This is a genomic window from Caldicellulosiruptor naganoensis (assembly GCF_026914285.1).
GTDB lineage: Bacteria > Bacillota > Thermoanaerobacteria > Caldicellulosiruptorales > Caldicellulosiruptoraceae > Caldicellulosiruptor > Caldicellulosiruptor naganoensis.
Genome location: NZ_CP113864.1, coordinates 482642 through 497261 on the forward strand (window position 1 = coordinate 482642; position 14620 = coordinate 497261).

Consider the following 14620-nt stretch of genomic DNA (forward strand, 5'->3'; position numbering starts at 1 on the left):
TGAGCTGGCCCCAGGTCATCAATTTTCGATTAACCATTTTTAATCTCTTTTTAAGCTAAGCACTTTCAAAAGAGATATAGAAGCAATAATTGCAAGGACTGCACCAAATATAAACGGTGCGGAAGGTGAGATATACTGCCACAAAAATCCAGCTATCAAGCTTGCAGGAAATGCAAATATTCCAACTGCACCATTGTAAAGTCCATAAGCGGTTCCTCTTTTTTCAGGCTCAACTAAATCAGCAACAAGTGCCTTTTCAACACCTTCTGTAAGACCATAATATAGACCGTATAGAATGTACAATATAACTATTTGATATGTCTTTGTTGCAAGGCCGAAGCCCAAGTAAATCAAGGCATACACAATCCAGCCAGCGACAATTAAATGTTGACGTTTTATTCTATCTGAAAGAAGTCCTGCAGGATATGCACTGATTGTGGTGATAAAGTTAAATGCCGCTAACATCAAAAATATCTCTAAGATACTCAAACCTCTGTTTTGAGCTTGAAGTATCAAAAACGCATCTGAAGAGTTACCAAGTGTGAAGATTGCAATTGTGAGAAGATACAGCTTAAATCTTTTGTCAAAACCTTTTAAAGAAAGGTTCACTTTGTTTGCACTGCTGCTTCCATTTTTAACATCTACAGCAAATGCAACTATGAGAAAAAGGGCAATAAATACTGGGAAGATTGAAATTAAAACTAAAATCTTAAATAGATGATCTGTGAGTCTGATGGCATTTTTTGAAGAAAAATAGATAACTACAGAACCTACCAAAAGTGCCAGTATTGCACCTGCCGGGTCCATTGCTCTATTAAAACCAAACGCCTTTCCAAGCTCTTCTTTTTTTGTGGTGTTTGCAATTAGTGCATCTCTTGGAGATGTTCTAATACCCTTGCCCACTCTGTCGAGAAACCTTATTATCAATACAAATACCCAGTTGTTTGCGAAGTACAAAAGCGGTTTTGAAATTGCAGAAAGGCCATAGCCCAAAGTGACAAGCCATTTTCGCTGATTTAACTTGTCAGAAAGATACCCTGAGAAGATTTTTAAAATTGTTGCAGTTGAATCTGCCACTCCTTCTATAAGCCCTATAATAGATGTTTTTGTGTTCAGGACATTTTTCAAAAAAAGAGGAAGTGCTCTTATTGTCAGCTCACTTGAAAAGTCGTTTAAAAAGCTCACAAAGCCAAATATGAACGCATTCCACGGTATACCAAAGACTTTCTTTTCCTGAATTTTTGAATTCTTGTTATTCATCCTCTTCATCTCCTTTTTCTTCGTTCTGCCATTCAAATTCAAGCTCAAACTTGATGGTGTCAACTCTTTTTTCTTGACTTTGTCAGTTAAGAGGTGTTTTTGAGCTAACAAAAAATAACAAAGTCTTAATTTATGCGGGTTTCAAGAAGAGAAAAATAAAAAATTTTAAAAAATGTAGGGACAAATTTTAGCTTAATATATACTGAATTTGCTTGACTTTTTAAATATTTTGTGGTACAATATAACAAACTATCTTCAAGGAGTTGCCATATGTTTGTCAAAATTACTAATGCTGGCGGTTATCAGTATGTTAGGTTAGTCGAAAATTACCGTGAAAATGGTAAAGTAAAGCAAAGAGTACTATTTAACTTTGGTAGACTTGATATTCTCAAAGATGACCCCGCTTTTAAAAACATTGTAAAAAAACTATCTGATATTGTCGCTGAAACAACTACTGAGAATGCAAAAGCTGTTACTATTGAATCTGAAGAAGATATTTCGGATGCAGTTGTAAAAAACTGGGGATACATTGTATACAGAAAGTTATGGCAGGAGCTTGAAATTGATAAGTTTTTAAAAGGGAAAGCAGCAAAAGAGAGAAAGATAAAATTTGATGTAGACAAAGTAAGTTTTTTAATGACCATACAGAGATTGATAGAGCCAATGAGCAAACTAAGAACTTATCATCAGAGAAGCAAATATTTTGGATTTGAAGAGGATATAGATTTGAATCAATTGTACAGGTGTTTAGATTTTCTTGACAGTGTAAAAGAAGATTTAGAGACATACCTGTATCAGAGAAATAAAGACTTATTTAAGATGGTAGTTGATGTAGTGTTTTATGATGTGACGACAATATACTTTGAGAGTTGTAGAGCGGATGAACTTAAAAATTTTGGGTTTAGCAAAGACAACAAGGTAAATGAAGTGCAAGTTGTATTAGGGCTTTTGGTGGACAAAGAAGGCAGACCGATAGGGTATGAACTTTTTCCTGGTAATACGATAGATAGCAAGACGATGGTAAAGATACTGAGGAAGCTGAAGGAAAAATTTAGTATAGATAAGATAATAATAGTAGCAGACAAAGGGCTTAACAGCAGAATAAATTTAAAGATGATAAAAGAAGCTGGGTACGACTATATAGTAGCAAGCAGATTAAAGAATGCAAGTAAAGAAATTTTAGATGAAGTTTTTAATGAAGAAGGATATAAAAGACTTGATGGCAAAAGATGTTTGAATGCTGAAGAAATTTATGGTGATGAATTCAAATATAAGGTATTGGAAAGAACAAATATTGTCAAGGATGAAGAGGGTAAAGAGTTCAAAATAGAAGAGAATTTGATAATAACGTATTCAAGCAAGAGAGCCAAGAAAGACAAAGAAGACAGAGAGAGATTGGTAAGAAAAGCCAAAGAGCTTTTAGAGAACAAAGGAAGCATAACAGCCTTAGAAAAGAAAGGTGCAAGGAAATATTTGAAGAAGAAATCAAAATCAGAAGAATATGTATTGGATGAGGAAGCGATAAAACGAGATGAGAAATTTGACGGTTATTATGCAATTCAAACGAGCAAAAAGGATATGGATGTAGAAGAGGTTTTAGGAGCATATCACGATTTATGGAAGATAGAACAGTCATTCAGAGTAATGAAAAGCTGTTTAGAAGTGCGACCGATATATCACTTTACAGAAAGCAGAATAAAAGGACATTTTGTGATATGTTTTTTGGCATTTTTACTGCAAAGGACATTGGAATATATTTTGAGGAGAAAAGGTAAAGGAATAAGTAGTGAAAGGATAATGGAAGCAATATATTCAATGAACTTTTTTGAAATAGAGATAAAAGGGAAGAAATATTTGATAAAGCAAAAAATTGAGGGAGAAGCTGGAGATATACTGAATGTAATGAAGATAAAGGGTCCAAAAAACTTCATGACATATGAGGAAGGCTTAGAATTTATTGGTATTAGCAAATGATGTAGTGACAAAATTGAGGTCCATATTTTGTCAATCCCAGTCCTCCCAAGCTTTTTGAGCTTCAAACTGACAAAGTCAAGAGAAAGGCCATAGCCCAAAGTGACAAGCCATTTTCGCTGATTTAACTTGTCAGAAAGATACCCTGAGAAGATTTTTAAAATTGTTGCAGTTGAATCTGCCACTCCTTCTATAAGCCCTATAATAGATGTTTTTGTGTTCAGGACATTTTTCAAAAAAAGAGGAAGTGCTCTTATTGTCAGCTCACTTGAAAAGTCGTTTAAAAAGCTCACAAAGCCAAATATGAACGCATTCCACGGTATACCAAAGACTTTCTTTTCCTGAATTTTTGAATTCTTGTTATTCATCCTCTTCATCTCCTTTTTCTTCGTTCTGCCATTCAAATTCAAGCTCAAACTTGATGGTGTCAACTCTTTTTTTAATTTTTACCTCCATCTCTACGTTATCAGGAAATTCAAATCTTTTGTCTTCAATGGTAATTGATTTTTCTTGTGCAATTGTGTCGAGTATCTCTTTTGCGTGAGAGATTAAGTTTTCAGTTTTTCCACTTTTTACTTCTTCGAACCGTGTAATAGTTTGATTTTTGAAATAATCCCTTGAGGAGCCTTTCCCAAGCCACTCAAGCAAGGCTTTTTTTGAAAACCGCCACTCTCTTCCGATCTTTCGTGCGGGGATATCTTCATCCTTTAAAAGCTGATTAAATGTCTTGCTTGATATCTCCAAAAACTTAGCCGCCTCTTCAAAGTTCAAAACCTCTTTTTCCATCAAAATCACCTCAAATTATAGTTAAGTTACAGTTAATTTATAGCTATATTATAGTTTAAATGAATCTAAATTGCAATGCAAAATAATCTTCACCAAGAAAAGGTGCAAAAAAAATAGAGGAGATGTTTCTCATCCAGCTAAAAGTTGTGAACTTGATGTGAAAAAATTTAGTAATCTCAAGTTAATATCTTCACTTTTCTTGTGCTCAGGCGAAAAGAAATTGACAGGTGGTTCTCCGCAAACATCAGCGCCGATTATTGTATATTTAGAGCCAAGGTAAGAAAGAATATCAAAGAGGGTGGCAACATCGCAGCTTCCTTGGTCCCATGTTGTTTTTAAAGAGGAAGAATTCAAAATATCTTTGTCAATGCTTATGTAAATATCAAATTGAGGCTGAATTTTTCTGTATTCTAAGGGTGAAATTGTTTTTAGCTTTTGATTTTCAACATTCTTTTTTTCCTCTGAAAGTACAAAGACTTCAGCAACATTTTCTAATTCACATGCGTCTTTTAACCACGATCCACAGCTGACAAATCCTTCAAAAAAGTTTGAGTAGTCAATGTGCTTATCAAAGACGATTAAAGAGATTTTTTGAGAAATGTTTTTGAGAAGCACCAATGAAAAATGATGAAAGTCACCTGAACCAAGAAAACACAACGAATTTTTTATATTTTTAATTCTCTCAGAAATCATTATTAGAGTACTTTTTGAACACATATATCTTGTTGATCTTATATTGCTAAGATCAACTGTTTTACATAAGCTTTTGAGTCTTGGCTGAAAGGAATAATAATTGTCAAACATTAACATATAAGAAGAAGACAATAAGCATTTCAATTGCTCATCATCTCCTTCTTAGTTTTGTGTATTGCTGCTTTCAACTTAAGATTATATCATTCTTTGCTAATCTTTTTTCCTTACTGTTAGAAATCCAAGAAATAGTGGTAATATATTTACTGAAACAGTGAAAAAAAAGAATTAACATTTTAAAAGTGTGAAAGGGGAGAAAGCAAGATGGATTCAAAAGAAATTGTGTTACAGGCGCTAAAAAGCTCTGACCAACCTTTGAAAATCCAAGACATTGTTGAAAAAACAGGGCTTGATAGAAAAGAAATTGAAAAGGCAATAAAAGATCTTAAAAATGAAGGTTTGATAGAGTCGCCAAAGCGCTGTTATTATCAGGCAAAATGAGAGTATTCGAAAAACTTTAAAAAAAGGCGGGAAAACCTTTGAGTGAAGGTGCAAAGAAAATTACAACAAAATGAAGAAACTCCCTTAAATTAGGGTACTTGTAATATAGAAGGTATTGATGTATAGAGGGTTGGGCGAAATGTCAAGCGGCCTTCTTTTTTTTTAATGCATAATTTAATATCACCTTTCAATACACACAAATGTTTGATATTGGTTATTATTCAAAATTATTATTTTTGAATAACTCTATTTATTTTTGTATATTATTCACAAATTTGAGCGACTAAAATATACAATCTGCAGCATATTGACAATTTTCATCAAAAATTATATAATCAAAACAAAGCCAAGCAAACATTTGCATAAACTTTTAGCCTCTTAAAAATTTTTTCATTGTCAATTTTAACTTATGTGTAAAGCCTAATTTAATCTTAGCTTTCATTGTTTTTAATCCAATTTAAAGGAGGTTTATGTTAATGATTAAAGCTAATTTAAGCAAACGTTTGATGTCAGTTTTAATTGTTTTGAGCTTTTTAGTTTCAATCATTTTGCCACTTTCAATTTTTGCTGCAGATGAAAAAACAACTCTTATCATTCACTACTACCGCTACAACGAAGATTATCAAGGCTGGAACCTGTGGATTTGGCCTGTTGAGCCAGTTGGGGCAGAAGGGAAAGCGTATGAGTTTACTTCTAAAGATGACTTTGGTATGAAAGCAGTTGTAGAGCTTCCTGGCAAAATAACTAAAGTGGGTATTATCGTAAGAAAGGGCAATTGGGAAGCAAAAGATGTTGCATTTGACAGATTCATCTCTAACATCAACGGAACAAAAGAGGTTTGGCTAATTGAAGGAGAAGAGCAAATCTACACATCCCAGCCTCAAAAAACTCCTAAGATGACAGCTTTCATTGATGGACTTAATACAATCGTTGTAAAGCTTGCGAAGAAAGCAGATATTCTTCCAAATAACAAAACTCAAGGGTTCAAAGTTACGGCATTTTATGAAGAAATTCCTATCAAAAAAGTTGAGCCTGTCTTGCCAAAGGTAAATAAGAATTTCAAACCAGAAGAAGCTGGTTATGAGCTAATTGATGGCGGAACAAAGGTAAGATTTATCTTAAAACCAGGTGCAGGTGATTTTAAGTTTACAGATACAACCGGTAAACTTGATGTATACGTTTCTGGAACGATGAACGACTGGGGCGGGACAGCTTCTTCCGAAGGAAAATATAAACCACTTCCTGAATGGAAAATGACATGGAATCCGCAGAAAGGATACTATGAGCTTGTAAAAGAGCTTGGCAAAGACGGTGTAAACATTGGTGCTAAGTTCAAGTTCACATCATGGGATGGTACATCTGCAAAGTGGTATCCAGATGGAATGGGGAATGACAAGGTAATTGAGGAGCTTTACACAGGTAATGAGAAGATAACAAAAGTTGATACTTTTAAGATTACAACTGAAGAAGAACTTGAGCCGCAGGTACCATATGTTGTTTCTAAAGACGGTTTTAAATCTACAATTGCTCAGGCAAGAAACATATTAGACAATCCAAAGTATTACTATAAAGGTAACGATTTGGGATGCACATATACTAAGGCTTATTCAACATTCAGACTGTGGGCACCGACAGCAATTGGAGTTATACTAAGGCTCTATGATGATTATAAAACTACCAAGTATAAAGAGTATGAAATGGAGCAGTCTGTCAACGGAACATGGTATCTTAAGATAAATGGAGATTTGAAAGGGAAATACTACCAATATGAAGTTTGGCATGCTTCTAACTCTATAACCGACGATACGATCAGAAAATATGTTGTGCCAGACCCATATTCAAGGGCAACTTCGGCAAACTCTGAAAGAACTTTAATCTTTGATCCAAAAGATACAAATCCAGTTGGTTGGGAAAAGGATACATTTATAAAGCTTGAAAACCAAGAAGATGCAATAATTTATGAGACGCATGTCAGAGACTTTACAATAGATGCTTCAAGTGGTGTAAGGCCTGAGTACAGAGGTAAGTACTTAGGATTTACTCAAACAGGGACAAAAGGGCCGAATGGCGTAAAAACAGGTATTGACCATTTGAAAGAACTTGGCATAACACATGTTCATTTGCTTCCAACATATGACTTTGGTTCGGTAGATGAGACGAATCCTGACAAAAGCTATAACTGGGGATATGATCCTGTTTTATATCAGAATGTTGAAGGTTCATATGCTACAAATCCAAATACAATTGCAAGGATTAAAGAGTACAAACAGATGGTTATGGCTCTACACAAGGCAGGGATAGGTGTTATTCAAGACGTTGTATTTAACCACACATTCCAGATAGGAGACGCTAAGTTTTCAATATTCGACAAGATAGTACCAGGATACTTCTACAGAAAAGACAAAGATGGTAACTACTCAAATGCATCAGGTTGTGGCAATGAAATTGCAACCGAAAAACCAATGGTCAGAAAGTTTATAATTGATACGTTGGTGTACCTCACGAAAGAATATCATATAGATGGTTTCAGATTTGACTTAATGGCTGCAATAGACAGAGTTACTATGGCAAAAGCACAGGAAGAAATAAGGAAGATAAATCCATCAGCAGTAATCTACGGCGAAGGCTGGATGGCAGGATCATCGCCACTTGACCCGTCACTGAGAATGGAAATAGGTTCATTCAACCAAGCAGGGCTTCACATTGGACTATTTAATGACAGGATTAGAGAGGCAATCAGAGGCAATCTTGACAATGAGTCTAGAGGATTTATGCAAGGGAACTACTCATTTAGACTTGAAGATTTAAAGAGAGGTATTCAAGGTGGACTTGGAGATTTTGCAACAGACCCGGATGAATGTATCAACTATGTATCTGCACATGATAACTTGACTTTGTGGGATAAACTTCAAAAGAGTGTTCCGAACGAACCAGATTACATCAAGGATAAAATGGGCAGACTTGCAAATGCAATCGTTTTGACAGCACAGGGTGTTCCGTTCTTACACGGCGGTGTTGAATTCAACAGAACAAAATATATGAATCATAACTCATACAATGCAGGCGATAAAATTAACAAATATGACTGGAATTTGAAAGTAAAGTGGTACAATACTTTCAAGTACTATCAGGGGCTAATTGCATTAAGAAAAGCTCATCCAGCTTTCAGGATGCCAACAGCTGAGGATATCAAAAAGTACTTGACATTTATCCCAACACCTAAAGGAACATTAGGATACAGACTAACATATCCGAAAGATACATGGAGTGACATTATAGTTGTATATAACTCCACAAAGAAGGCTCAAGAGATAACATTACCAGAAGGAAACTGGGTTGTTGTTGCAAACGGTGATGAGGTTGGAACAGCACCGATTAAGAACTACACAAACTATGTATCAGGAAAAGCTGTTGTTGCACCGATTTCAATGTTTGTGGCTTATAAGAGCAGCACATTCCCGCAAGGATATACAATGGTCACCGGCAAAGACCCTGTATCTATTGAGACAAGTCAGGCTGTATTAACACCAAAGGTTTACGGAACAGGTAATGTTGCCGTTACTTTCAATGTTAAAGTACCGGCTGGAACAGATGATGATGTTATCTACTTGGCAGGTTCGTTTGGTAAGGCTGGACTTTCTGACTGGAATCCAGGTGATAAGGATGGAGCAATAGAACTTGTAAGATTGCAAGACGGAACATATACTGTGACCGTAAAACTTAACGCAGGTGAAACATTCGAATATAAATACACAAGAGGCAGCTGGTCTACAGTTGAAAAAGGTGCAAATAAAGAAGAGATAGAGAACAGAAAACTAACAGTTACAGATGAAGGCGGCGGAAAGATGACAGTCAACGACACGGTTTTGAACTGGGCTGATAAATAAGGCAAAGAGTTATTCTTACCCACCTTGCGCACCATCCAAGCTCTAAAAGATGGATAGGTGTGCAAGGTGGGTGTTAATCCTCTAAAACCAAAATGGAAAGAGGAGGCTAAAGAAGGATGAGAAGAATCTTAAAAAAAGTCTCTTGCTTTTCTGGTAAGTATTGCTTTAGTATTTTCACTGGTTTTAAACATTTCGCCTCAGCAAGCAAGGGCCCAAGATACTATCAAAATTGTAGGTAACTGGCCGGATGCAGGCAATTGGAGTTTTGACAGCTCCAAAATTGTTTTGAGTGAGACTTCAACTCCGGGGCTTTATTATGGTGAGTATACATTCGCAACTGGTGGTACCTATGAATTCAAAGCTCGTGTAAATGGTAACATATGGTGTACGGGCGCACCAAAAGTGGGAGGTGACAATACAAACATACCACTTAATGTTTCTGATGGGCAGACAGTGAAATTTTGGTTCTTCAAAAATTCTCAGCTTGTTATTGACAGCACTCATTTTCCAAATGGGCCAGCAGATTTAATTGGAACTCATTCATTTAAATTAGTAGGTTTAAATGGTCAATGGGATCCAAATGATAGTATTGGATGGTTTACAAAGGTTACAGATGCTACTTATAGCTATGTATATGACAATACTTTAAACGATTACTCTTTACCTCATAATGGATTCAAGATTGTAGTAGGAGGTTTTGGGGATAATTCCTGGGCATGGAATGGCGCGAGTGATGGCTCAGTAGTTAAATTTCAAGAGGGTGGAGGAAATATTGATTTAGCTCAGTTAAAAGAATCAAATGGCAATTTACTCAAAACAAAGTTTTATCTTGATATCTTAAATGGTTGGCTCTTTACAGAAAAAGACCTGACAAATATTCAACCGCTTGATTTCGCAAATAACGGGTCTGTAATTGGTGGAAGTTCAATTCATCTTGCATGGGCGCCATATACACCAAATGCGAATCCACTTTCAGCTAAGCTTTACTATAAGATAGTTGATGTGAACAGTAATAGTGAATTGGTTAGCATGACTGATTACAGTACAAGCAATAGAATAGATATTCCAAGAGAGTGGATAGGAAAGACAGTTAAAATTATTGCAAATGCTAAGATAGGAGAGATAACAGGACCAGCTGTAGAGTTTGTTATAAATATTGTGGATTTACCTCAAGATGTAATAAAGTCTGCGGTAGATTATATAACTCAAAATTCTATAAACCAATCTTTTATAAAATTATCTCAAGGAGATAGTTTAGATAGTGTTACAAACAACTTTTCAGTTGTAAACTCATACGTGTATAATGTAGTATATAATAACAATGAGTATCCATTAACATTCAATATCGATTGGTCTACTGATAACTCCAATATTCTAATAATAAATGGTTCAAATGTAACAGTTAATAGACCGTCAGCCGGTGATATACAAGTTACCTTAAAAGCAAAAGCTAAATTTGGAAATGTCACTTCAGATTATGAAAAATCTTTTGTGCTGACAGTTAAGAAGTTTTTATTGGGAATTGACGGTGGTGTTCTAGTTACATTTAACGTAACTGTACCTGATTATACACCTGCTAGTGACAGCTTGTATATAGCAGGAGATTTTAAAACAGATAGACTTCCTTTATGGAACCCTGCGGGAATAAAACTTACAAAGGTCGGAGACAAGAAGTTTACTGTTACCATGTATCTACCAAATGGTGCAACCATTGAATATAAATACACACGTGGAAGCTGGAGCAAGGTTGAGAAAAATAAATATGGAGAGGAAATAGCAAATAGAATTTTGATTGTAAAAGCACCGTCTATGGAAGTGAACGATACTGTTGAAGCATTTGCTGACCTTGGACCAACTGCTCAAAAACAGCCTGACATATATATACCACCAACACCATCTGTTGTAAACATAGGTGAAAGTGGTAAATTGATAAAAGCTGAAGGTGGTATCAAAGCAGTACCGGATAAAGACAATAAGTATAAAACTAGCTGGAACAAATGCATTGAATGCGGTTATTAGCAGTGATAAATACGTTGTCTTAGTAAAAGCTGGAGCACGTACTTATCCAAGGGTTGAAATAGATAGCAGTGCACTTGCAAACTTAAAAGGAAAGGGAATAAAGAATATTGGGGTTAAATATCCGAATGTTTCTATCAATATAGATGTCTACAGTCAAAAGATTGATAACATAAATGTTACTGTAGCTGATGTCGAAAAGCCGAGCATTAAAGTAATTGAATCAAATATTATTAAAAACATTGATGACTATACTATACTAAAAATTGTAAAGGCTCAGAATGTTAAGGTTCTTGCAAACAATGATTCTGATACTTCTGTTACTTACTATTACTCAATAAAACTTGATAGTCCGTTAGAAGAAGGAACGGTTCCTTATCTATTAGTTGATAACAAATGGATTCCGATAAAAAACTATGTGATAAAAGATGACTACGCTATTATAAAAACAAACAAAAGTGGAACAATTGCATTTGTTAAGATTGATAAGAAATTCGGAGATACTGAAGTAGATAATTCCAAGATAGCTGAGCTTATTAGCTTAGGCATAGTGACAGGCGATTCTGAAGGCAATCTGAAGTTAGATAAACCGGTGACAAGAGCTGAAACCTTTAGTGTTTTAGCAAAAGCATTAGATATAGACCCTCATGTTTATGTTGGTGGATTTGTTGATGTTCCACGAAATGCATGGTATGCAGGATATGCTGAGGCATTGAGAAAATTGGGAATTATTGAAGGTTATTCTAATAAACTTTATCCGACTGCCAATGTCACACGTGAACAATTGGCAAAGATTGTTGTAAATGTTGTACAGAGATTTGCAAAATTAGATACAACAGATAATGTAAGTATTTCTGATTTAAACAAAGTTTCAGGATGGGCAAAGGACTTTGTTCTAAAGGCAGTAGCAGCGGGGTTGATGAGTGTTAATGAAGATAAATTTTTCAGGCCACAAGACTTTGCAACAAGATAGGAAGTGTTTGAGACAATATATAATTTACTTTCCTTCATCAACCGAAATCTTAACAGCTACATTGTTAGCGACATAAAACCAGCTGGCGTTGAAGTAACATTTAAAGTAAAAGTTCCACAAAATACACCTGATGATAACATTCATATAGCCGGAACTTTTGCTATAGCTGGTTACAGCGATTGGAATCCAGGGGATAATAACTTGAAACTCACAAAAAATCCAGATGGAACATATTCAATCACGATGTATATTCCTGAAGGAACAACCATTGAATACAAATATGTCAGAGGCGAGTGGAGTAAAGTAGAAAAAGGGCCAAATGGCGAAGAACTTTCAAACAGGAGGGTAACAATAACAAAAGGTGCGAATAACAAAATGCTTGTTGAAGATGAGGTAGCAAAATGGGCTGATAGATAATTTTAAAAGAAAGTTTTGCTAAGCTGTGAATTTAAGTATAGGATAGGATTGGAGTGAGTGGCTCCAATCCTATCCTGTTTGTTTATTAGAAAAAAAGGGTTGATAAACTTTAAAGACGAGGGTGTAAGATATATGCGCAAAAACAGAGCGATAGAAAGTTTAAAAATGGAGAAAATAAAAGCTTTTTTGAAACAACTATTTGCTGACAGATTGGATACTACTAAGTACATAAGCTTTATTCTAATAGCTACTATAGGGATGATAATTGTATTTGGCAGTTATGCATTAGCGCGTGAGATAGCAATTTCAGCTGAGGTAAAAGCAGCAAAAAATTTAAAGCAGTCAATTGAGGAGTATTTGAGATATAAACTTATGCTTGTTGAAGTACAAGCTAATTCGTTTGCGAATAATAAGCAAATAATAAAACTGTATTCACAGTATAATTTACTTGACGATTTCGAAAAGTATTCTATTGATAATGCAATTCAGCAGTATTTGAATTCAATATCAGATACAAGCAGAATAATATCTTTTATTGTTTGTATTCCAACTAATCCAAATATTACACCACAACTTCGCGGACAAAGTCCATATACAACAAATGGATTGGCTTCTTCAAGGGATGTTGTTAACTTGCTTAAAAAAGAGGGATGGGGTTATATTCCTAAAGATATTGAATTAAAATTAGGAGCTTCTGAAGAAGATACGGGTGATTCAATTTCGTATACTAAGTTTATTACTGACAATAGAAAAAAGAGCGGTGTTATAATATTTGGCGTAACACATGAGATATTGAGCGAGATACTGAGTGAACATTATCAAAATTCCAAAGAAAGGTTTGTAATAAGAAATACAAAAGGTGATTCAATTTATGAAAGCGGAAAATTAAAGCCAGCAGACTTAGAAAAAATCAGTGGTAACATTTATAAAATGGTAGGTAATAAGTTGCTTTATAAAGAGAAATTTTCTTACCTCCCTTTAGAAATCGTTGTTGAAAGAGATGTAAGTTTTAAAAGTAAAGTATTTATACCTTTCATGATACTCATAGCTGTTTTATTCCTTTCATGGCTTGTTCTTTCAACACTGATTAGTAATGTTAAAAGAGAACTGAAATTAATAGGTGACTTTTTGGTTAAAGAAGAATTGCCAGCAAACAACAAAGGGTTAATTTTGCAAGAGTTTTTTGAGTCTGCACAAGAACTTATTGCATCAAAGCAAGAGATGATTAGAAAACACAGAGAAATTACTGAAAAATTCAATAGTTTTGTAGAAACATCACTGAAAAATATAGATTCAATGCTTTGCCGAGTTCGAGAAATAGAAACAGAATTAAAAGGAATAGAAGGTATTTGGTCAAGGTTTAAGGAGTTGTTCTTAAGCATATTTGAAAACATCAATAAAATGAAGATAAGCAATGAGAAATTTGAGAACAAATTTAATGAAAGCATAGGCAAAAGCCGTACAGAAATTCAAATTTTAAAAGAGAGTTTAGATTTGTATTCAAAAGGAATGGAAAATGTTGAGACAAACAGAAAGATGGTGTTTGAAAAACTAAGTAGAATAACAGAACAAATGGAAAAGTTAAAAGAACTTATTAAATTTAAAGATGAAAGCTTGAAATACGTAGAGGAACTTGACATTATTTCGCTCAATGTAATGATAAAAACAGCAAAAGATGAGACAAATAAAGTTTTGAATGCAATAAGTCAACAATTAATATCTCAAACACGGCATTTGAAAAACAATTTATTGAGAATAGATGAAAGAACCCAAGCTCTCTTAGAAGTGTACACGAAAGCAAGCAGCAACGGAGAGTTGGATTTGACCGAAATGCAGATAAGCACCAAGAAGTATTTTGATGAAATTGATGTCATAGCCCAAGAAATAGTGGAATCTATGAGGTTGTTACAAGAAAAGATTAATAGCCAAAAAGACATTACAGATAGGATATTTAACAATTACAATCTTGCATTTGATAAAATTAGCGAAATTTCTGATTATTTTTACAGTGTATACAATCACATCAAGATATTAAGAGGGTTAATAGAAACCTTAAAAGACCACTTTACAAATATCAAGGACATGATTGCTAATATTCAAAAATATTGGAGTGATTGAA

General features: G+C 34.6%; 10 protein-coding genes and 1 pseudogene. 7 read left to right on the forward strand and 4 right to left on the reverse strand.

Going from position 1 to position 14620, the window contains the following annotated elements:
- Nucleotides 1-39 precede the first annotated feature (39 nt).
- On the reverse strand, nucleotides 40-1260 hold the full coding sequence (locus OTJ99_RS02225; RefSeq protein WP_045165411.1) for an MFS transporter: 1221 nt from the start codon (nucleotides 1258-1260) through the stop codon (nucleotides 40-42).
- Nucleotides 1261-1530: 270 nt separating this feature from the next.
- Here OTJ99_RS02225 and OTJ99_RS02230 point away from each other — a divergent pair, with 270 nt between their 5' ends.
- Nucleotides 1531-3234, forward strand: coding sequence for an IS1634 family transposase (locus OTJ99_RS02230; RefSeq protein WP_045164485.1), 1704 nt, complete (start codon nucleotides 1531-1533; stop codon nucleotides 3232-3234).
- Between the two features lie 80 nt (nucleotides 3235-3314).
- Here the strand turns inward: OTJ99_RS02230 and OTJ99_RS12975 are convergent.
- The 3 genes and pseudogenes from OTJ99_RS12975 to OTJ99_RS02245 form a co-directional block, all read right to left on the reverse strand.
- A pseudogene (locus OTJ99_RS12975) lies at nucleotides 3315-3599 on the reverse strand (MFS transporter); the annotation flags it as partial.
- On the reverse strand, nucleotides 3592-4017 hold the full coding sequence (locus OTJ99_RS02240; protein ID WP_045165409.1) for a helix-turn-helix domain-containing protein: 426 nt from the start codon (nucleotides 4015-4017) through the stop codon (nucleotides 3592-3594). The pseudogene OTJ99_RS12975 and the gene OTJ99_RS02240, both read right to left, overlap by 8 nt.
- A 129-nt stretch (nucleotides 4018-4146) precedes the next feature.
- A complete protein-coding gene (locus OTJ99_RS02245) occupies nucleotides 4147-4710 on the reverse strand; it encodes an arginase family protein (protein WP_235374664.1) in 564 nt (187 codons plus the stop codon).
- Between the two features lie 321 nt (nucleotides 4711-5031).
- Here OTJ99_RS02245 and OTJ99_RS02250 point away from each other — a divergent pair, with 321 nt between their 5' ends.
- The 6 genes from OTJ99_RS02250 (at nucleotide 5032) to OTJ99_RS02275 (ending at nucleotide 14619) form a co-directional block, all read left to right on the forward strand.
- Nucleotides 5032-5208 (forward strand): HTH domain-containing protein, encoded by a 177-nt coding sequence (locus OTJ99_RS02250; protein ID WP_045165407.1) that lies wholly within the window; start codon nucleotides 5032-5034, stop codon nucleotides 5206-5208.
- Nucleotides 5209-5684: 476 nt separating this feature from the next.
- Nucleotides 5685-9095, forward strand: a complete 3411-nt coding sequence (gene pulA / locus OTJ99_RS02255; RefSeq protein ID WP_045165406.1) for a type I pullulanase — start codon at nucleotides 5685-5687, stop codon at nucleotides 9093-9095.
- A 285-nt stretch (nucleotides 9096-9380) separates the two neighbouring features.
- Nucleotides 9381-11114, forward strand: coding sequence for a carbohydrate-binding module family 20 domain-containing protein (locus OTJ99_RS02260; protein ID WP_235374663.1), 1734 nt, complete (start codon nucleotides 9381-9383; stop codon nucleotides 11112-11114).
- Nucleotides 11098-12084, forward strand: coding sequence for an S-layer homology domain-containing protein (locus OTJ99_RS02265; protein WP_235374662.1), 987 nt, complete (start codon nucleotides 11098-11100; stop codon nucleotides 12082-12084). The genes OTJ99_RS02260 and OTJ99_RS02265 overlap by 17 nt, the downstream gene beginning before the upstream one ends.
- A 3-nt stretch (nucleotides 12085-12087) precedes the next feature.
- Nucleotides 12088-12501 (forward strand): CBM20 domain-containing protein, encoded by a 414-nt coding sequence (locus OTJ99_RS02270; protein WP_235374661.1) that lies wholly within the window; start codon nucleotides 12088-12090, stop codon nucleotides 12499-12501.
- Between the two features lie 132 nt (nucleotides 12502-12633).
- Nucleotides 12634-14619, forward strand: coding sequence for a hypothetical protein (locus OTJ99_RS02275; protein ID WP_157841357.1), 1986 nt, complete (start codon nucleotides 12634-12636; stop codon nucleotides 14617-14619).
- The last annotated feature ends 1 nt before the right edge of the window (nucleotide 14620 follow it).